General features: G+C 73.1%; 15 protein-coding genes. 11 read left to right on the top strand and 4 right to left on the bottom strand.

Translation table 11 applies throughout. From position 1 onward, the window contains the following. A partial coding sequence (locus ACSNOG_RS02780; RefSeq protein WP_436750881.1) for an FdhF/YdeP family oxidoreductase occupies positions 1–1,854 on the bottom strand: 1,854 nt, incomplete at its 3' end. A gap of 289 nt (positions 1,855–2,143) precedes the next feature. On the opposite strand from ACSNOG_RS02780, the gene polA reads away from it, so the two are divergent. From polA to ACSNOG_RS02760, 4 genes are all read left to right on the top strand, one after another. Then, positions 2,144–4,801, top strand: coding sequence for a DNA polymerase I (gene polA, locus ACSNOG_RS02775; protein ID WP_436750885.1), 2,658 nt, complete (start codon positions 2,144–2,146; stop codon positions 4,799–4,801). A 181-nt stretch (positions 4,802–4,982) separates the two neighbouring features. After that, the gene (locus ACSNOG_RS02770; RefSeq protein ID WP_436750880.1) at positions 4,983–5,117 is read left to right on the top strand and encodes an SPW_0924 family protein; all 135 of its coding nucleotides are present in this window, start codon (positions 4,983–4,985) and stop codon (positions 5,115–5,117) included. 15 nt (positions 5,118–5,132) lie between these two features. Next, positions 5,133–6,164 (top strand): DUF3068 domain-containing protein, encoded by a 1,032-nt coding sequence (locus ACSNOG_RS02765; protein WP_436750879.1) that lies wholly within the window; start codon positions 5,133–5,135, stop codon positions 6,162–6,164. After that, the gene (locus tag ACSNOG_RS02760) at positions 6,161–6,367 is read left to right on the top strand and encodes a hypothetical protein (protein ID WP_436750878.1); all 207 of its coding nucleotides are present in this window, start codon (positions 6,161–6,163) and stop codon (positions 6,365–6,367) included. Before ACSNOG_RS02765 ends, ACSNOG_RS02760 begins: the two co-directional genes overlap by 4 nt. 579 nt (positions 6,368–6,946) lie before the next feature. Here ACSNOG_RS02760 and hrpB read toward each other — a convergent pair. Together hrpB and ACSNOG_RS02750 are read right to left on the bottom strand one after the other, a co-directional pair. Next, entirely contained in the window at positions 6,947–9,508 is a 2,562-nt protein-coding gene (hrpB, locus tag ACSNOG_RS02755) for an ATP-dependent helicase HrpB (protein WP_436750877.1), read from the bottom strand. 152 nt (positions 9,509–9,660) lie between these two features. Next, positions 9,661–10,494, bottom strand: a complete 834-nt coding sequence (locus ACSNOG_RS02750; RefSeq protein ID WP_436750876.1) for a class I SAM-dependent methyltransferase — start codon at positions 10,492–10,494, stop codon at positions 9,661–9,663. Between the two features lie 340 nt (positions 10,495–10,834). Here ACSNOG_RS02750 and rpsA point away from each other — a divergent pair, with 340 nt between their 5' ends. The 6 genes from rpsA to ACSNOG_RS02720 all read left to right on the top strand — a co-directional run bounded on the left by rpsA (position 10,835) and on the right by ACSNOG_RS02720 (position 15,956). Beyond that, positions 10,835–12,337, top strand: coding sequence for a 30S ribosomal protein S1 (rpsA, locus tag ACSNOG_RS02745; protein ID WP_058044905.1), 1,503 nt, complete (start codon positions 10,835–10,837; stop codon positions 12,335–12,337). A gap of 203 nt (positions 12,338–12,540) precedes the next feature. Continuing rightward, positions 12,541–13,485: a PAC2 family protein gene (locus tag ACSNOG_RS02740; RefSeq protein WP_382042962.1), complete on the top strand. Its 945-nt coding sequence runs from the start codon at positions 12,541–12,543 to the stop codon at positions 13,483–13,485. 25 nt (positions 13,486–13,510) lie between these two features. Further along, the gene (gene coaE / locus ACSNOG_RS02735; protein WP_436750875.1) at positions 13,511–14,113 is read left to right on the top strand and encodes a dephospho-CoA kinase; all 603 of its coding nucleotides are present in this window, start codon (positions 13,511–13,513) and stop codon (positions 14,111–14,113) included. A 186-nt stretch (positions 14,114–14,299) separates the two neighbouring features. After that, positions 14,300–14,896 carry a hypothetical protein gene (locus ACSNOG_RS02730; RefSeq protein ID WP_436750874.1) on the top strand — a complete coding sequence of 199 codons (597 nt, stop codon included), beginning with the start codon at positions 14,300–14,302 and terminating at the stop codon, positions 14,894–14,896. Between the two features lie 11 nt (positions 14,897–14,907). Further along, entirely contained in the window at positions 14,908–15,228 is a 321-nt protein-coding gene (locus ACSNOG_RS02725; protein WP_436750873.1) for a type VII secretion target, read from the top strand. Then, entirely contained in the window at positions 15,225–15,956 is a 732-nt protein-coding gene (locus tag ACSNOG_RS02720; protein WP_436750872.1) for a hypothetical protein, read from the top strand. The genes ACSNOG_RS02725 and ACSNOG_RS02720 overlap by 4 nt, the downstream gene beginning before the upstream one ends. Here ACSNOG_RS02720 and ACSNOG_RS02715 read toward each other — a convergent pair. Beyond that, positions 15,935–16,882, bottom strand: a complete 948-nt coding sequence (locus ACSNOG_RS02715; protein ID WP_436750871.1) for a hypothetical protein — start codon at positions 16,880–16,882, stop codon at positions 15,935–15,937. The genes ACSNOG_RS02720 and ACSNOG_RS02715 overlap by 22 nt on opposite strands. 81 nt (positions 16,883–16,963) lie before the next feature. Here ACSNOG_RS02715 and ACSNOG_RS02710 point away from each other — a divergent pair, with 81 nt between their 5' ends. Further along, positions 16,964–19,135 carry a TIR domain-containing protein gene (locus ACSNOG_RS02710; RefSeq protein ID WP_436750870.1) on the top strand — a complete coding sequence of 724 codons (2,172 nt, stop codon included), beginning with the start codon at positions 16,964–16,966 and terminating at the stop codon, positions 19,133–19,135. Positions 19,136–19,164 lie beyond the last annotated feature (29 nt).

Here is a 19,164-nt window from a genome sequence, read left to right as displayed (position 1 = left end):
GCGGCGTTCGTCGCGGGGCGCGTGGGGCAGGGTGAAGCCGCCGGGGCGGGCGACGCGGGCGTTGAAGTCCTCGAAGCCGGGGATGACGCGGGCGATGCGGTCGCGGATGGTGGCGTAGTCCCGCTCGAAGGCCTCCCACGGAGTGGTGGAGGCGGCGCCGAGGACGCGCCGGGCGAGCCGGCAGACGATGGCGGGCTCGGAGAGGAGGTGGGGGCTCGCGGGCTTCAGGCCGCCGCGGGAGGCGTGGACCATGCCCATGGAGTCCTCGACGGTGACGAACTGGTCGCCGCCGGCCTGCCGGTCGCGCTCGGTGCGGCCGAGGGTGGGCAGGATGAGGGCGCGGGCTCCGGTGATCACGTGGGAGCGGTTGAGCTTGGTGGAGACGTGGACGGTGAGGCGGGCGCGGCGGACGGCGGCCTCGGTGACGTCGGTGTCGGGGGTGGCGGAGACGAAGTTGCCGCCCATGGCGAAGAAGACCTTGGCCTCGCCGTCGCGCAGGGCGCGGATGGCGCGGACGACGTCAAGGCCGTGTTCGCGCGGCGGGGTGAAGCCGAATTCCTTTTCCAGGGCGTCGAGGAAGGCGGGTGCGGGGCGTTCGAAGATGCCCATGGTGCGGTCGCCCTGGACGTTGCTGTGGCCGCGGACGGGGCAGACGCCGGCGCCGGGGCGGCCGATGTCGCCGCGCAGGAGGAGGAGGTTGACGACTTCCTTGATGGTGGGGACGGCGTGCTTGTGCTGGGTGAGGCCCATGGCCCAGCAGGCGATGGTGCGCTTGGAGGCGAGGATCATGCCGAGGGCCTGCTCGATCTCGGCGCGGCTCAGGCCGGTGGCGCGCAGGGTCTCGTCCCAGTCGGCGGCGAGGGCGGCGCGGCGGAAGTCCTCGTACCCGTGGGTGTGTTCGCGGACGAACTCCGTGTCCACCGCGCCCTCGGTCTCCAGGACGAGCTTGTTGAGCATCCGGAAGAGCGCCTGGTCGCCGCCGAGGCGGATCTGCAGGAACAGGTCGGTCAGGGCGGTGCCGTTGCCGGCGAGGCCGCGGGCGTTCTGCGGGTTCTTGAAGCGTTCCAGGCCGGCTTCGGGGAGCGGGTTGACCGTGATGATCTTCGTGCCGCCGCGCTTGGCCTTCTCCAGGGCGCTGAGCATGCGGGGGTGGTTGGTGCCGGGGTTCTGCCCGGCGACGATGATCAGGTCGGCCTTGTAGAGGTCTTCCAGGAGGACGCTGCCCTTGCCGATGCCGATGGTTTCCGACAGGGCCGAGCCGGAGGACTCGTGGCACATGTTGGAGCAGTCGGGCAGGTTGTTGGTGCCGTACTCGCGGGCGAAGAGCTGGTAGAGGAAGGCGGCTTCGTTGCTGGTGCGGCCGGAGGTGTAGAAGACGGCTTCGTCGGGGGAGGCGAGGGCGGTCAGTTCCCCGGCGATGATGTCGAAGGCGCGCTCCCAGCTGACCGGCTCGTAGGCGGCGGATCCCTCGGCCAGGTACATGGGGGTGGTGAGGCGGCCTTGCTGGCCGAGCCAGTAGCCGCTGCGCCCGGCGAGGTCGGCCACGGGGTGGCGGGCGAAGAAGTCGGGGGTGACGCGGCGCAGGGTGGCTTCTTCGGCGACGGCCTTGGCGCCGTTCTCGCAGAATTCGGCGGCGTGGCGCTTGTCGGGCTCGGGCCAGGCGCAGCCGGGGCAGTCGAAGCCGTCCTTCTGGTTGACCTTGAGGAGGGTGAGGGCGGTGCGGCGGGCGCCCATCTGCTGGTGGGCGATGCGCAGGGAGTGGGCGACGGCGGGCAGGCCGGCGGCGGCGTACTGCGGGGCGGTGACGTCCGGTGCGTCCTGGACGGGATCGCCGGTGGGTGGCTTGCCTGCCATGTCGCTCTCCCTTGAGCGGTCGGTGGTGCGCTGTGTCACTACGGGTCTGCCGTACGGATCTGCTGCGCGGGTCTGCCGACGGATCTCTCCGTACGGATCTCTCCGTGCGGGTCTCTCCGTTCGGTCCGATCCTGTCACGGGGCGGTGGCGGGTGCCGGGGGGAGGTCGGGCGTGGCCGGGATTGTCAGTGGGGCGTGGCAGGATCGGGGGCGTGGCAGCAAAGGCAGTGAAGACGAACGAACCGACCGGCAGCGAGGCAGCGGAGGGAGGTCGCCCCCGCCTGCTCCTCATGGACGGGCACTCGATGGCGTACCGGGCGTTCTTCGCGCTGCCCGCGGAGAATTTCACGACGGCGGCCGGGCAGACGACGAATGCGGTGTACGGCTTCGCGTCCATGCTCGCCAATACGCTGCGTGATGAGCAGCCCACGCACTTCGCGGTGGCGTTCGACGTGTCGCGCAAGACGTGGCGCTCGGAGGAGTTCCCGGAGTACAAGGCGACGCGTTCGAAGACGCCGGATGACTTCAAGGGCCAGGTGGAGCTGATCGGCGACATGCTGGACGCGATGAGCGTGCGGCGTTTCGCGGTGGACGGCTTCGAGGCCGATGACGTGATCGCCACGCTGGCCACGCAGGCGGAGGCCGAGGGTTTCCACGTCTCGATCGTCACCGGCGACCGTGATTCCTTCCAGCTCGTTTCGGACGACGTGACGGTGCTGTATCCGACGAAGGGCGTCTCGGAGCTGACGCGTTTCACGCCGGAGAAGGTGCAGGAGAAGTACGGCCTGTCGCCGTCGCAGTATCCGGACTTCGCGGCGCTGCGCGGTGACCCGTCGGACAATCTGCCGGGCATCCCGGGCGTGGGCGAGAAGACCGCCGCGAAGTGGATCAATCAGTTCGGTTCGTTCGCGGAGTTGGTGGAGCGCGTCGAGGAGGTCAAGGGCAAGGCCGGGCAGAACCTCCGTGATCACCTGGAGGCCGTCAAGCTCAACCGCCGCCTGACGGAGATGGTGCGTGACGTCGAGCTGCCGGTGGGCCCGGAGGGGCTGCGCCGCGCGGCGTACGACCGCAAGGCGCTGATCGCGTTCCTGGAGGGTCTGGAGATCCGCAATCAGGGTCTGCGGGAGCGGCTGCTGGCCGCGGACCCGGGTGCGGAGGCCGCGGAGGAGATCGTTCCCGAGGCGGGCGCCGAGGTGGACGGCACGGTGCTGGGCGCGGGCGAGCTCGCGCCGTGGCTGGCCGGGCACGGCTCGGCTCCGCTGGGCGTGGCCGTGGTCGACTCCTGGTCGCTGGGCAGCGGCCGGGTCGCGGAGATCGCGCTGGCGACGGGCGAGGGCCCCGCGGCCTGGTTCGACCCCGCCGAGCTGGACGAGGCCGACGAGCGGGCGTTCGCCGCGTGGAGCGCGGACGCGGGCGCGCCGAAGGTCATGCACGACGCCAAGTCCGCGATGCGGGTCTTCGCCGAGCACGGCTGGGTCATCGAGGGCGTCACGATGGACACGGCGCTGGCCGCGTATCTGGTCAAGCCGGGTCGCCGTTCCTTCGCCCTGGACGCGCTGTCGGTGGAGTACCTGGGCCGCGAGCTGGCCACGGCCGCCGCGGGCGACGGTCAGCTGGCGTTCGGTGCGGACGAGCAGGCCGAGGCGGACGCACTGATGGGCCGGGCCCGTACGGTCCTCGATCTGGGTGCGGCGTTCACCACGCGCCTGGAGGAGGTCGGCGCGGCGGAGCTGATGCGCAATGTGGAGCTGCCGACGAGCGCGCTGCTGGCCCGCATGGAGCGGGCGGGCATCGCCGCCGACCGGGGCTGGCTGGAGCGCATGGAGCAGCAGTTCGCGGCCGCGGTGCAGCAGGCCGTGCAGGAGGCGCACGCCGCTGCGGGCCGCGAGTTCAACCTGGGCTCGCCGAAGCAGCTGCAGGAGGTGCTCTTCGGTGAGCTGGGCCTGCCGAAGACGAAGAAGACCAAGACCGGGTACACCACGGACGCCGACGCCCTGGCGTGGCTGGCGGCGCAGACGGACAACGAACTCCCGGTGATCATGCTGCGTCACCGTGAGCAGTCGAAGCTGCGCTCCACGGTCGAGGGGCTGATCAAGGCGATCGCCCCCGGCGGCCGCATCCACACCACCTTCAACCAGACGGTGGCGGCCACGGGCCGGCTGTCGTCCACCGACCCCAACCTGCAGAACATCCCGGTGCGCACGGACGAGGGCCGGGCGATCCGCCGCGGCTTCGTCGTCGGCGAGGGCTTCGAGTCGCTGATGACCGCCGACTACAGCCAGATCGAGCTGCGCGTGATGGCCCACCTGTCGGAGGACGAGGGCCTGATCGAGGCGTTCAACTCCGGTGAGGACCTGCACACCACCGTCGCCTCCCAGGTCTTCGGCGTCGCCAAGACCGAGGTCGACCCGGAGATGCGCCGGAAGATCAAGGCGATGTCGTACGGCCTGGCGTACGGTCTGTCGGCGTTCGGCCTGTCCCAGCAGCTGAACATCGCCCCGGGCGAGGCCGGCAAGCTGATGGACACCTTCTTCGAGCGCTTCGGCGGCGTGCGGGATTATCTCCAGCGGGCCGTGGTCGAGGCGCGCGCCACGGGTTACACCGAGACGATGCTCGGCCGCCGCCGCTATCTGCCGGACCTCAACAGCGACAACCGCCAGCGCCGTGAGATGGCCGAGCGGATGGCGCTGAACGCCCCGATCCAGGGCACGGCCGCGGACATCGTCAAGATCGCGATGCTGCGGGTGGGCGAGGCGCTGGAGGCGGAGCAGCTCTCGTCGCGGATGCTGCTGCAGGTCCACGACGAAATCGTGCTGGAGATCGCGCCGGGCGAGCGGGAGGCCGTCGAGGCGCTGGTCCGCCGCGAGATGGCCGGGGCGGTCTCGCTGAGCGCGCCGCTGGACGTGTCGGTGGGCGTCGGGCGGGACTGGGAGTCCGCGGCGCACTGAGTGCGCCGCGCACCGAGTGCGCCCGCGTCCGTACGGCTACGGCCCCTCTGCCTTCACGGGAGAGGGGCCGTGCTTCACGGGAGGACGGCCGTGCGCGTGGTTCTCATCTGCGGCGTGCGTTGCTACCGTGCCCACTCCTGACGCTTCGTCAGGTCCGGGTGATCCCGCCGGGAGGCTTCGCATGCGCGCACTGGCCGCCGCGGCCGTCGGACTGGCCGCCGCCCTCGCCCTGGTCCTCACCGTCACCGCGATCGGCCCGCCCGAAGGGACCACCTCCCCGAGGCCCCTGCTCACCTCCGCCCCCGCGCACCCCTGACGGGCCGGGCGCGCCGTGCGTCGCAGAGCGAGCCTGATCCTCCTCGCGGTGGCCGTCTTCCTCGCGGCCCTCGCCCCGCTGCTGCGCTGGTACGCCTTCCCCCGCCTGGCCAAGGTCCCCGCGGGCAGCTACCAGAGCGCCGTCCTGGAGGCGAAGGACGCGACCCTGCTCGACTACGCCCGCATGGAGCCGCGGACCGTCCCCAAGGTCACCCTCGTCCAGACCCTCAAGGGCAACGCCGAAGAGGCCCGCAAGGTCCGCCGCGAGACCGGGTACGACGTCGTCGTCTGGGACACCCTCACCCACATGTCCGGGCCCGACGGCGCCATGATCTCCCAGATCCCCGAGCGCTACGTCTTCGACGCCCACAGCCAGCAGCCCGTGCACGCCGGCGGCGAGCACGTGGACGACACGCCCGTACGGCGCGACGGCATCGCCTACAAATGGCCCTTCCTCGTCGAGAAGCGCGACTACCGCTACTTCGACATGCAGACCCGCACCTCCGCCCCCATCCACTACCGGGGCACCCGCTCCTTCCGCGGCCTGGAGGTCTACTACTTCGAGCAGACCGTCCCCTGGACCCACGTCCCCCTGCCCCGGCGGATGCCTCTCGGCGTGACGCCCGACACCGTGCGGCAGCTGGGGCTGGAGCGCTGGTACACCACCCGGCGCATGTTCTGGGTCGACCCCGTCACCGGCGCCCCCGTCAACGGCGAAGAGATCCACCGCGAAGAGCTGCGCTGGACCGGCCGGCCGGACAAGAAGCCGATCACGGCGTTCGCCGGGCACGTGAAGATGCGCCCCGACTACGTCGACGCCACCGTCGGCCTCGTGACCTCCCAGCGGCGGCTCGTGCTCCTGATGACCTCGTGGCTGCCGTGGGGGAGCGCCGGCCTGGGCGGGCTGCTGCTGGCCCTCGCCCTGCTCCTGGAAGCCCGCGGCCGCCCTCGTCGTGCATTTACCGGACAAAAGGCACACGATGGAGGGAAAACCGAGCGGCAGGCCCCGGGGAAGAGGGCCGCATGGAGCAGAGGAGGCTCGCCGTGAAGGACAAGAGCGCGAAGGAGAAGACCGAGGACGGATCCACCACGTCCCGGCCGCGGCAGCTGTACACCGGGGGCGAGCGGCCGATCGACCCCGAGGACCTGGTCATGGCGTCCGGCCGGGACGTGACACCGGAACGGGTGGAGCGGGCGAAGCGGCTCATCGAGGAGAAGGGATCCGCAGCGGTCGAGCGCTACCTCCCCTGAGGTGCTCTGCCCTCACCGGGCACGCCCGGCGGGCCCCGCCGACAGGCCTTGCCGAGGCGGCCGGACGTCGCGGCGGAAGAAAGGTGCGCGGGGTGCCCTTCCGCCGCGACAGCGAAGAGGCCAGGCGGGCCCGCCAGGACCCGCCCGGCCGCCGGGCACGGGGTGCGCTGCGGGCGCGCGGGGTTCTTCGGCGGGCCGAATCCCGTCCGCCGCGGGGGTGAGCCATCGGATACATGCTGTCCGGCGGCGGCGTGCGGTGCGTGGGGCGGGGGCTCGTGCCGGGCGTCGGTCGGCCGAATCCCCTCCGCCGCAGCGGTGAGCAAGCGGATACATGCTGTCCGGCGGTGCCGTGCCGTGCGGTGCGCGGGCCGGGGGCTCGTGCCGGGCGTCGGCCGGCCGAATCGCCTCCGCCGCAGCGGTGAGCCATCGGATACATGCTGTCCGGCGGTGCCGTAGGACCTGGGCGATGGCGATGGCGAAGGCCAGGCGCCGGGTCCCGTCGGGCGGGCCGGATTCCCTCCGCCGCCGTGGCGCGCCGGCCGCCCCGCCGCGCCCGGCCCCGCCGGTACCCCTACCCGCTCAGTGGCCCCCCGTCGCCCGCCGCGTAGGGGGTGCCGTCGTCGGGTCCTCGGGCCACGGGTGGCGGGGGTAGCGGCCGCGGAGTTCGGCGCGTACGGAGCGGTAGCCGTCGCGCCAGAACGACGCCAGGTCCGCCGTGACCGCCGCGGGCCGCCCCGCGGGTGACAGCAGGTGGACGAGCACCGGCACCCGCCCGCCCGCGAGCCGCGGCGCCTCCTGCCAGCCGAAGAGCTCCTGCAGCTTCACGGCCAGCACCGGCTGCCCGCCGCCGTAGTCCACCCGGATCCGCGAACCGCTGGGCACCTCGATCCGCTCGGGCGCCAGCTCGTCCAGGCGCGCCGCATCGCCGGACGCCCACGGCAGGAGCCGCTGCAGCGCCTTCCCGCCGTCGGCCCGTTCCAGGTCCGACCGGCGGCGCGCGCGGCCCAGCTCCCAGCCGAGCCAGTCGTCCAGGCGCTCCAGCAGCGCGGCGTCGGAGACGTCCGGCCACGGCTCGCCCAGCTCCCGGTGCAAGAACGCGAGCCGCTGCCGCAGCCCGGTCGCCTCGGCCGTCCAGCGCAGCAGCCCCGGCCCCTCCCGCCGCAGCCCCTCCTCCAGCGCGGCCCGCAGGAGCCCGGGCCCGGGCTCGGCCAGGGGGCGGGACGCCAGCTCGACCGCGCCGAGCCGCTCGACCCGCCGCGCGACCACGTCCCGCCGCTCCTCCGACCAGCGCACCTCCTCGCCTTGGGCGTGCAGCGCCCCCGCCGCGGCCCGCGCCGTGCCCTCGTCGATCACCGCGCCGAGCAGCACCCGTGCCGAGGCCGCCGTGACGGGCCGGTCGGCGACGGCGGCCGCGAGCCAGGGCGCGCTGCGCAGCCGGGACCCGTCACCGAGCTGCGCCCCCGTGCCCGAGACCATGAGGTACGAGCCCTCGCCGCGCAGCCGGGCCACCCGCTCGGGGTAGGCGAGCGCGGTGACGAGCCCGGCCACGGCGTCGTCGGACAGCGCACCGGCCGCGCCGCGCGCGCCGTTCTCCGCGACGCCCGGCTCGGCCACGCCCGGCTCCGCCACGCCTTTCAGCGCGCTTTCGAGCCGCCGAGCCTCCGCGCGCCACCGCGCCCCGTACGCGTCGCCGCCGCGCCGCGCCGTGCGCCAGGCGGCCGCCAGGTCGTCGCCGTACTCGCGGGGCGGCTCCTCGCTCAGGAGGGCCACCACCTCCGCCGCACGGCGCGCGCCGGCCTCCCGGGCGCCGTCCAGGAGGGCGCGCGCGAGGCGGGGGTGCACACCGAGGCGGGCCATGCGCCGGCCCCGGTCTGTCGGGCGGCCGTCCGCCGAGACGGCGCCCGTGGCCGTCAGGACGTCGCGGGCGGCGGCCATCGCGCCGGACGGCGGTGCGTCGAGCAGGGCGAGCCCGGACGCGTCGGGGTCGCCCCAGCACGCCGCCTGCAGGGCGAAGGCCGTCAGGTCCGCGACGGTGATCTCCGCCGCCGGGAACCCGGGCAGCCGCACGTCGTCGGCCTCCGACCAGCAGCGGTACACCGCCCCGGGAGCCTCGCGCCCCGCACGCCCGGCCCGCTGCCGGGCCGAGGCGCGCGAGGCCCGTACGGTCGTGAGCGCGCTCAGCCCGCGCGCGTGGTCGGTACGGGGCTCGCGGGCCAGGCCCGCGTCCACCACGACCCGCACCCCGGGAACCGTCAGGCTGGATTCCGCCACGGAGGTCGCCAGGACCACCCGCCGGCTCCCGGCGCCACCGGCCAGCACCGCGTCCTGCACCGCGGCCGGGGCCCGCCCGTGCACCTGCAGCACCTCGGCCCCCAGCGCCTCCCGGTCGCCCAGCCGGCCCGCGACGCGGGCGATCTCCCCGACGCCGGGCAGGAAGCACAGCACGTCCCCCTCCCGCTCCCGCAGCGCCCGCCGCACCACTCCGGCGACGTGCTCCAGCAGGGCCGGGTCCACCCGCATGCCGTGCGGCGGCCGCACCGGCCGCTCCGGCGGCGCCCACACCACCTCCACCGGGTGGGAGACGCCGTCGGCCGTGACCACGGGCGCGTCGCCGAGCAGCCGGGCCCAGCCCTCGGCGTCCGTCGTCGCGGACGCCGCCACCAGCCGCAGCTCGGGACGGAGCGCGGCCCGTACGTCCAGGAGGAAGGCGGCGGCGGTGTCCGCGTCGAGGTGGCGCTCGTGGCATTCGTCCAGCACGACCGTGCCGACGCCCGCGAGCTCGGGGTCGCGCTGCAGCCGCTGCAGCAGCACACCGGTGGTGACGACCTCGACGACCGTGCGCGGCCCGGCCCGCCGTTCGCCGCGCACGGTGAAGCCGACGTGCTCGCCCACGCTCTCGCCCAGCAGCCACGCCATGCGGCGGGCGGCGGCCCGTGCGGCGATCCGGCGCGGCTCGGCGACCACGACGCGCTGTCGCGGGCCGTCTCCGGTGAGCCCGGCGAGGACCAGCGGGACGAGCGTGGTCTTGCCGGTGCCCGGGGGCGCGCACAGCACGGCCGCGCCGTGCGCGTCGAGCGCGCGCGTCAGCGCGGGGAGGGCGGAGCGGACGGGCAGCCGGTCGAGGGCGTCACGGTGGATCACAGGCCCAGTCTCGCCCAGCGGCCGGTGCCCCCACGCCGGGGCCCGGCCCGGGAGGCGAACGGGGCTCCCGGGAGAACAGCCCGCCGCAACGGCGGGTCACCACCACGGGGAGGGCCCGGCGGAACACCCGTCCACCGGGACCACCGCGGAGGTCATGATCCGCCGGAAGGGCCCTCGTCCCGTTCGCAGACGAAGATCGCCGTGCCCGGGATGAGGTTCCCGCGCAGCGGGGACCAGCCGCCCCACTCCTGCTGGTTCCAGGCCGGCCACTCGGGCTCGACGAGATCGGTCAGCCGGAACCCGGCCGCGACGACGTCCCGCACGCGGTCACCGAGCGTGCGGTGGTGCTCCACGTAGACGGCGCGGCCCTGCTCGTCCTGCTCCACGTAAGGGGTGCGGTCGAAGTAGGAGGCCGCGACGGAGAGGCCCTCGGGGCCCGGCTCGTCGGGGAACGCCCAGCGGATGGGGTGGGTGACGGAGAAGACCCACCGCCCTCCGGGCCGCAGCACGCGCCGGACCTCCCGCATCACCTGCACCGGGTCGGCGACGAAGGGGACGGCCCCGTAGGCCGAGCAGGCCAGGTCGAAGGAGCCGTCGGCGAAGGGCAGGGCGCTCGCGTCGGCCTCGACCAGAGGAACGTCACCGCCGATGCGCAGGGCGTGCTGGAGCTGGCGGTGGGAGAGGTCGAGCGCCACCGGGCGGGCGCCCTGCGCGGCGAGCCAGCGCGAGCACTGGGCCGCGCCCGCGCCGATCTCCAGCACGTCGAGGCCCTTGAGGCCGCTCGCCGGGCCCAGCAGGGCGGCGTCGGCCTCGTCGAGCCCCTCGGGGCCCCAGACGAAACGGTCGTCGCCGAGGAAGGCGCCGTGCTCGGTCTGGTACTCGTCGGCGTTGCGGTCCCACCAGCCGCGGCTGGCCCGGCTGCTCTCGGCGCCGCCCGTGGTCCGCCGGACCGCCTCCGGCTCGTGCTCTGCGGTCTCTTCGATCATCGGCGGCGCGCCCCCGCGGTAGTGTGCGGCGAGGCCCTCGTGGCCTCGCAAAACATAAGTTGTGACCGGTTTGGGGAGATTCATCCCGGGTGTGCGCCTTCGCGCATTGACCGTGCCCGGCTGCCCCCGTATGCTACAAGTTGCGCTGCGGGCCTGCGCGCCTCAGACGGAGCAGGCCGCGCTCGCACTTGTTGTATGTCCCCTCGGTTGCCGAGGCGCGTGCGGTGGTCTTCGGATCCGGAGTATGTGCCTCCAAGGCTGTCCGGCTTCGGCAGTGCGATACGGGCTCTCGGCGTAGCAGTACCTACGACTCAATGTCCGTACCGGAGCCCTTTCCCACATGACGAGCAGCACCGAGACCACCGCCACCACCCCGCAGGTTGCGGTCAACGACATCGGTAACGAGGAAGCCTTCCTCGCCGCGATCGACGAGACGATCAAGTACTTCAACGACGGCGACATCGTCGACGGCGTCATCGTGAAGGTCGACCGGGACGAGGTCCTGCTCGACATCGGTTACAAGACCGAGGGTGTCATCCCCTCCCGCGAGCTCTCGATCAAGCACGACGTCGACCCGAACGAGGTCGTCAAGGTCGGCGACGAGATCGAGGCCCTGGTTCTCCAGAAGGAGGACAAGGAAGGCCGCCTGATCCTCTCGAAGAAGCGCGCCCAGTACGAGCGTGCCTGGGGCACCATCGAGAAGATCAAGGAAGAGGACGGGATCGTCACCGGTACCGTCATCGAGGTCGTCAAGGGTGGTCTCATCCTCGACATCGGCCTCCGTGGCTTCCTCCCGGCCTCCCTGGTCGAGATGCGCCGCGTCCGCGACCTTCAGCCCTACGTGGGCAAGGAGCTCGAGGCCAAGATCATCGAGCTGGACAAGAACCGCAACAACGTGGTCCTGTCCCGCCGTGCCTGGCTGGAGCAGACCCAGAGCGAGGTCCGCCAGACCTTCCTCACCACCCTCCAGAAGGGTCAGGTGCGCTCCGGCGTCGTCTCCTCCATCGTCAACTTCGGTGCCTTCGTGGACCTGGGCGGCGTCGACGGTCTCGTCCACGTCTCCGAGCTGTCCTGGAAGCACATCGACCACCCGTCCGAGGTTGTCGAGGTCGGCCAGGAAGTCACCGTCGAGGTCCTCGACGTCGACATGGACCGCGAGCGCGTCTCCCTGTCGCTCAAGGCCACCCAGGAAGACCCGTGGCAGCAGTTCGCCCGGACCCACCAGATCGGTCAGGTCGTCCCGGGTAAGGTCACCAAGCTCGTTCCCTTCGGTGCGTTCGTGCGCGTCGACGAGGGCATCGAGGGCCTGGTCCACATCTCCGAGCTGGCCGAGCGCCACGTGGAGATCCCGGAGCAGGTCGTCCAGGTCAACGACGAGATCTTCGTCAAGGTCATCGACATCGACCTCGAGCGCCGTCGCATCAGCCTCTCGCTGAAGCAGGCCAACGAGTCCTTCGGTGCCGACCCGTCCGTGGTCGAGTTCGACCCGACCCTGTACGGCATGGCCGCGTCCTACGACGACCAGGGCAACTACATCTACCCCGAGGGCTTCGACCCCGAGGCCAACGACTGGCTGCCGGGCTACGAGAAGCAGCGCGAGGAGTGGGAGCGCCAGTACGCCGAGGCGCAGCAGCGCTTCGAGCAGCACCAGGCGCAGGTCATCAAGTCCCGCGAGGCGGACGCCGAGGCTGCGGCCGAGGGTGCTCAGGCTGCCCCGCAGGCCGGTGGCGCCCAGGTCTCCGGCGGCTCGTACTCCTCGGAGTCGGCCGACAACTCCGGCGCCCTGGCGTCGGACGAGGCGCTGGCCGCCCTCCGCGAGAAGCTCGCCGGCGGCCAGAGCTGAGGCTCTGCACCACGGCAGCTGACAGCTGACTGAGTAAGGCCCGTTCCCCTTGGGGAGCGGGCCTTACTCGTGCTCTGCTGACAGCCGTTGGTCGTAGCCGTTCGTTCCGTGACGCGAGACGCGCCGGCGTGATCCGGACGGCGGGAATGGCGGGCCCCTCCGGACGCGTTCCCCCGTACGGAACATGAGGAGGAGCGGTCACTGTGTTGGATCCGCAGGGTTTGTACGAATGGGAGCCCAAGGGGCTCGCCGTGGCCGACCTGGCCTTGGCCCAGGACACGGCCGGCCTGGTCATGCTCTATCACTTCGACGGATACATCGACGCGGGGGAGACCGGCGAGCAGATCGTCTCGCGGCTCCTTGACACCCTGCCCCACCAGGTCGTGGCCCGCTTCGACCACGACCGGCTCATCGACTACCGGGCCCGGCGGCCGCTGCTGACCTTCCAGCGGGACCGCTGGAGCGCCTACGAGACCCCGGCGATCGAACTGCGCATCGTCCAGGACGCGACGGGCGCCCCCTTCCTGCTGCTGTCCGGCCCCGAGCCGGACGTCGAGTGGGAGCGGTTCGCCGCCGCCGTGCGGCAGTTGGTGGAGCGCCTGGGCGTACGGCTGTCCGTCAACTTCCACGGCATCCCCATGGGCGTTCCCCACACCCGCCCCGTGGGCATGACCCCGCACGGCAACCGCACCGACCTGATGCCCGGTCACCGCAGCTTCTTCGACGAGGCGCAGGTGCCGGGGAGCGCCGAGGCGCTCATCGAGTACCGCCTCGCAGAAGCCGGTCACGACGTGCTCGGCGTCGCCGCCCACGTCCCGCACTACATCGCCCGCTCCGCCTACCCGGACGCCGCCCTCACCGCCCTGGAGGCGGTCACGGCCGCCACGGGCCTGGTGCTGCCCAACGCCGCGCACGCGCTGCGGTCCGAGGCGCTGCGCACCCAGGAGGAGATCGAGCGTCAGATCGCCGAGGGCGATGAAGAGCTCGTCTCCCTCGTCCGCGGCCTTGAGCACCAGTACGACGCGGTCTCCGGTGCCGAGACCCGCGGCAACCTCGTCGCCGAGCCGGTCGAGCTGCCCTCCGCCGACGAACTGGGCGCGGAATTCGAGCGCTTCCTCGCCGACAGGGAGGGCGACAGCGGTCACTGACCGCCCGCCCGCTACCGTGGGGCCCATGCTGAGAGTGGGCCTCACGGGCGGAATCGGTGCCGGCAAGAGCGAGGTGTCGCGGCTGCTGGCTTCGTACGGAGCGGTGATCGTCGATTCGGACAGGATCGCCCGCGAAGTGGTCGAGCCGGGTACGCCCGGACTGGCCGCGGTCGTCGCCGAGTTCGGCGAGGCCGTCCTCACGCCCGAGGGGGCGCTCGACCGCCCCCGGCTGGGCGCCGTCGTCTTCGCCGACCCGGACCGCCTGGCCGCCCTCAACGCCATCGTGCACCCCCTCGTCCGGGCCCGCTCCGCCGAACTGGAGGCGGCCGCCGCCCCCGGCGCGGTCGTCGTCCACGACGTCCCCCTCCTCGCCGAGAACGGCCTGGCCCCCCTCTACGACCTGGTCGTCGTGGTCGACGCCGGCACCGAAACCCGCCTGGACCGCCTGGTGCGCCTGCGCGGCATGACCCCCGACGAGGCCCGCGCCCGCATGGCGGCCCAGGCCACCCGCGAGGACCGGCTCGCGGTGGCCGACTTCGTCATCGACAACGACGGGCCGATCGAGGCGCTGGAGCGTCAGGTGGCGAAGGTGTGGGGGGAGCTGCGCGAGCGCGGCGCCGGGCGTTAGTCATCATGGCTGTTCGTCCTATCGGGTGAGGGCCTGCCGGCCCGGTGCGCTGGCGGCGTGCAGGCGCAGCAAGGCTGCCGGGACGTCCGCCGCCTTCCGCGTGGGTCCGGCCCGTCATCGACGCGGTTGCCGCATGCATAGGGTTTTCGCGATTCCGCTCGCCGAGCCGTTTCGAGGAGACCTTGCGTGGCCGTACCCGAGTTATCCGCGACGAGCCCGTTCTGCCCGCTGCCCCCGGCGCGGCTGGTGCCGAGGCTGGCCGGCATCGGCGTCGTCGTCCTGTCGTTGACCTGCATGGGGGCGATGGCCCGGCAGGCGGAGAAGGCCGCCGGCCACGTGGCGGACAAGGGCACCTTGAGCGTGGAGAGGTGCGAGGAGCACCGGGGGTCCGGCTCCAGAGGTTCGAGCGGTACGTACGACGTGTGCTTCGGCTCTTTCCGGGCGGAAAGCGGGCGTGTGGTGCAGGGCGGCCCGGGTCTTCGCGGCTCGTACGTGGCGGGCGAGAAGGTGCGCGTGTACCACCAGGGCAACAGCTACCGCCCGATCAGCTGGCGTTACTTCTGGGGCGGCTGGGCCTTCTTCTTCGCCGGACTGGCCGGGGTCGCCCTCGGAACGATGGTCGCGCTGACCGGCTTCTGGACGAAGACGCTCGGGGAGTCCAGAGCCGCGTGGGCGGCGCTGCGCCGGAACCACGCTCCCGCAGCGGCCTGTGTGGCATGGCTGTTCCGGGCCGCCGGAGTCGGAACGGCCGCGTGCGTCCTGCTCACTCTCGTCTCGCCTTAGGAGGGGGAACCATGGTTCTGAGGGTCGAGCCCGGACAGCTGGAGGCATTCGCGCGGCAGGTCGGCAGGGGTGCCGAGGACATGCGGGAGGTACTGGCGTACGCACGCCGGCACACTGTTCTGCCGTCGGGGGCCCATGGATTGTACGGAGAGGCACGCCTTCTGCACGATGCCCTGCGCAGCGATGTCGTGAGGGCCGTACGGCGCATGGCGGAAATCCTGCAGCATTCCTCGGAGGAGCTGGCTGCGGCGGCCGCCTATTACCGGCGTACCGATCGCGGCTCCGCCGCCGAGTTCGACGCGCTCACCCGGGGAAAAGGTGCCCAGCGGTGACGGGCTTCGTCGACGTGACCGAGCCCGTCGCCAGTCTCGTGCCACCTGTAACGCCTGCGGAATCCATCGATCCGCTGGGTCCGTTGAATGCAGTGGCGGATTTTCTCAGCCCGTCCCAATGGATTTTCAAAATCGCCGAGTTGATGCTGGAGACGGATCCGGTGAAGTGGGCCGGGGAGCAGCTCTCGGGCGACTGGAAATCCTATGCCGCCTGCGCCTCCGCGTGGCGGGGAATGGGGCACGCCTGCGAAGGGATCGCCCGTAACATCCGTTCGGGCGGCGTGCGCATCGATGCCTCCTGGGACGGCAACGCCGCAGGGTCGGCCGCACATTACTTCGGGGCTCTGGCGGGAAGCGTCGAGGAATTCCACCGGTCCCTTGACGCCATGGGTACCGAATACGACGCCATCGCCGGCGCTGTCACCTCCGCCGCGGCAGCCATCGCCGACTGCCTCACGGTGATGTTCGATGTGCTGATCACCGTCTCCATCGAGGTCGCCGCCTCGGCCGCCACGGGCGGTGGCGCAGCGGCCATGGTGGCCGCCCTGGGGACTTGGGAACTGCTGACCATCCTGAAGGAATGGGAGCGCATGAATGCGTTCCTCAGTGCGGCTCAGACGCTGATGCACGCGGGCCACGCCGCCCTGGCCCGGACCGGCGCCGAGGTCCTGAGCGCGCTCAACGCCTTCCCGGTGCCGCGCACGGGCTACGACCACCCCGCAGTCTGAAACAGAGGACCCGTGACCGAACAGCACGTCGGATTCGAAGAGTTCGTGACCCGCGGGCGCGGCGCCGACAGTGCGCGGGCCGTCCACGGCGCGCTGCGGCGGCTCGCCGAGGGCAGTGCCGGCGAGGTGCTCCAGGAGATGGCCCGCGACGTCCTCAGCGGCCGTGCGGGGCTGCGGGACGCCGTGCGCGTCGGGGCGTACGCCGAGGCCCTGGGCGAGGGCGCACGGGCCCTGCGGGCGGCATGGCAGGCCCTGCCGGAAGAGGAACGCGCCCGGCGCGTGGAGGACGCGCGGCGGGCCCTCGGCGCGCAGCGCCCGCACTGACCGGGGTCCTCGCCGTCACCGTCACCCCTCTCCGGCCTCCGGGGGGGGTAGGGCATTGTGGCCGGTCGTAACAGGTCGGCCGAGCCGGCCACCTCCGACAGGGCGCGCGCCAGCGCCACCAGGACCTCCCGCACCCGGGCGATCTCCTCCCGGAGCTCGGCCGCGTGCTCCCAGCCGCGCTCGTACGAGACCGGGTCCACGTCCGCGGGGCGCAGGGACTCGTACGCGGCCAGGCGGGGGTGCCAGGTGGCCAGGACCGGGCGCAGGGCCTGGTTGAGGACCGTGACCGCCAGGGCCCCGAAGGTGATCGCGCCAGGGCCGCGGCGCGGGGCGACGTCCGGGCCGTAGCGGCGCAGGATGTCGCGGGTGGTGCCGAAGAGGCTGTAGAAGGAGGAGAGGGCCTCCCTCAGGAAGCCGTCCTCCGGGCCCAGTTCGACGGTGGAGACACGGGTGGCCAGCTCCGCGTACAGCTCCCAGGCGGCCTTGCGCTCGGCCTCGACCGGCTCCCAGACGCCCGTGATGTCGCCCAGCATCGGAATGGCCATCCGGACCGTGATCTGCTTCGGCCTGGCCCGGCCGGCGGCGTTGCGTATCCGTCGCATGATCTTCCTCCCCGAGGCCCCACAGTAGGCTAGGCCCGGCCGCTGCAGACAGGTATCGGCCGGAACACCGTAGGAGAGAGCGTGGAGGGACGGGGCGCCCGCACCTGGGATGTGTTCCTCAGCTACAGCCGCGGGGACGCCCGCCGCATAGCGCCGCTCCGCGACCGGCTGCTCGCCTCGGGGCTCGACGTCTTCGTCGACGAGGTGACCGTCGCGGGCTTCGCCGGCATCAGCGACGCCATCCGCGAGGGCCTGGCCCGCTCGAAGGCGCTGCTGGCGTGCTACTCCGCCGCCTACCCCACGCGCCAGGCGTGCCAGTGGGAGCTGACCGCCGCCTACCTCTCGGGCCTGGCCGAGGGCGACCCGCGCCGCCGCGTCATGGTCGTCAACCCCGAGCCGGGCACCGGGCACATCCACCCCGTGGAGCTCCGCGACGCCAAGCACTGGGCGCTGCCCGCGGGCGCGGCGGAGCTCGACGCCCTGGTGGCGGACGTGCGGGCGCACGTCGGGGCGCTGACCGGCGCCATCGGGGCGACCGAGGCCGCCCCGGCCCGCTGGCTCCCGGGCCCGGCCCCGTCGCCCGCCCCCGCCTTCACCGGGCGCCTGCCGTACCTCTGGCAGGTGCACAGCCGCCTGCACCAGCACGCCGCGCCGCTCACCACGGGCCATTCGGCGGCCCGGCCGGTGCAGGTGCGCGGCATGGCGGGGATCGGCAAGACCCTGCTGGCCCAGGAGTACGCGACGCGTTTCGCTGCCGTGTATCCGGGCGGGATCCACTGGCTGGCCCGTGACACCGGTGACACCCCTGACGGGGACGAGGGCGCCTGCGGTGCGGAGTCGCCGTACGCGCCCTACGAGAGCGGCCTGCGGGCCCTGGCCGTCGCGCACGGACTGCCTGCGGAGGGCGGGGCGGAGGAGCTCACGGCCCGCCTGCACGCCCACTTCGCACGGACCGGCGAACCGTTCCTCTGGATCGTCGACGACCTCCCCGACCGGCTGACCACCCACCAGGTGGCCCGGCTGTGCGCCCCGCACCCGCTCGGCCGGACCCTGCTGACGACCCGCAGCCGCAGGTACGACACGCTCGCCACCCCCGTCGACCTCGACCCGCTGCCGCCGGACGAGGCGTACGCGCTGCTCACGCACGCCACGGAACCGCCCGGCTCACCGGAGGAGCGGGCGGCCGCGGAGGCGCTGTGCGCGGCCGTGGGCGGGCACCCCCTGGCGCTCGACCTGCTGTCCTCCGCCGCGGCCGACGGCTACACCACCCTCCTGGACCGCTTTCACACGCCGGGCCGCTCGCTCCTGGACGTCCTCGCGCGCGACCGGGTCCTGCCCACCGGCTACCCCGCGGGGGTGACGGCCGCGCTCGTCCGGGACGTGCGGGGCGCGGGGCCGAGCGCGACGGACGCCCTGCGGCTCGCGGCGGCCTTCTCACCCACCCCACTGACCAGGGACGACGCGGTACGGGCCCTCTCGCCGGGCAGTACGGTCCCGGACATCGCCACCGCCCGCCGCCTCGACGCGGGCATCGCCGTCCTGCGCGGGCGCGGCCTCCTCGTCCCCGCCGGCACCCGCTCCTGGTCGGTGCACCCGCTGACCGTCCACGCCTGGCTGCGCCACGACCCGGAACCCGGCCGGGCCGAACAGCTGCGGCACGCCGTCATACGGGCCCTGCGCACCTCCCCCGGCACTACGCTGGGCCGCGTCGGAGCCCGGCCCGGCACGGCCGGCACGAGCACGAGGGAGCCGCGGATGAAGCCGCACACGCCCGCCCCGCCGGAGCGCGGCCCCGGCGAGCTGGAGCGCATGGCCGCTTTCGACCTGCAGGTCGAGCTCGCCACCCGCATCGGCGTGCAGGAGCTCGCGCCCGGCACCGGCAGCCTGCGCGAGGCCCTCGGGTCGCTCCACGCCCTGTTCGAGTTCACGCGCTCCACGCTGCGGCAGTACAGCATCAACCTCGCCGCCGGGCCGCCGCCCCACGACGCCCGTACCGTGCACGCCATCGCCGACGACCTCCTCAACCGCACGCTGCGGCCCTTCACCAGCACGTGGCACCCGAGGCTGGCCGCGCACGAGGCGCTCCGGCCCGAGGGCACGAGCCCCGTCGCCCACGAGGAGGCGTGGCCGGACGCCCCGGCCATGCGCGCCGCCCTGACCGAGCTGCGCACGCCGCTGCTGCGGATCGTCGGGGAACTCGCCGGCATCTCCGGCGCCGACTTCGGCCTGCCCGCGGTCGGCTCGCCGGGCTGAGCGCTGAGGGCTACGGACTGAGGGGTGGG

This window comes from Streptomyces sp. URMC 124, assembly GCF_051386455.1.
Taxonomy (GTDB): Bacteria; Actinomycetota; Actinomycetes; order Streptomycetales; family Streptomycetaceae; genus Streptomyces.
The sequence above is the reverse complement of the archived record's forward strand: the minus strand, read 5'-3'. Positions and strand labels throughout refer to the sequence as shown.

Excerpts from the sequence above, each read along its gene's own strand:
- polA (WP_436750885.1), top strand. The coding sequence starts at position 2,144 with ATGGACGGGCACTCGATGGCGTACCGGGCGTTCTTCGCGCTGCCCGCG.
- ACSNOG_RS02770 (WP_436750880.1), top strand. The coding sequence starts at position 4,983 with ATGCGCGCACTGGCCGCCGCGGCCGTCGGACTGGCCGCCGCCCTCGCC.
- ACSNOG_RS02750 (WP_436750876.1), bottom strand. The coding sequence starts at position 10,494 with ATGATCGAAGAGACCGCAGAGCACGAGCCGGAGGCGGTCCGGCGGACC.
- rpsA (WP_058044905.1), top strand. The coding sequence starts at position 10,835 with ATGACGAGCAGCACCGAGACCACCGCCACCACCCCGCAGGTTGCGGTC.
- coaE (WP_436750875.1), top strand. The coding sequence starts at position 13,511 with ATGCTGAGAGTGGGCCTCACGGGCGGAATCGGTGCCGGCAAGAGCGAG.
- ACSNOG_RS02725 (WP_436750873.1), top strand. The coding sequence starts at position 14,908 with ATGGTTCTGAGGGTCGAGCCCGGACAGCTGGAGGCATTCGCGCGGCAG.
- ACSNOG_RS02715 (WP_436750871.1), bottom strand. The coding sequence starts at position 16,882 with ATGCGACGGATACGCAACGCCGCCGGCCGGGCCAGGCCGAAGCAGATC.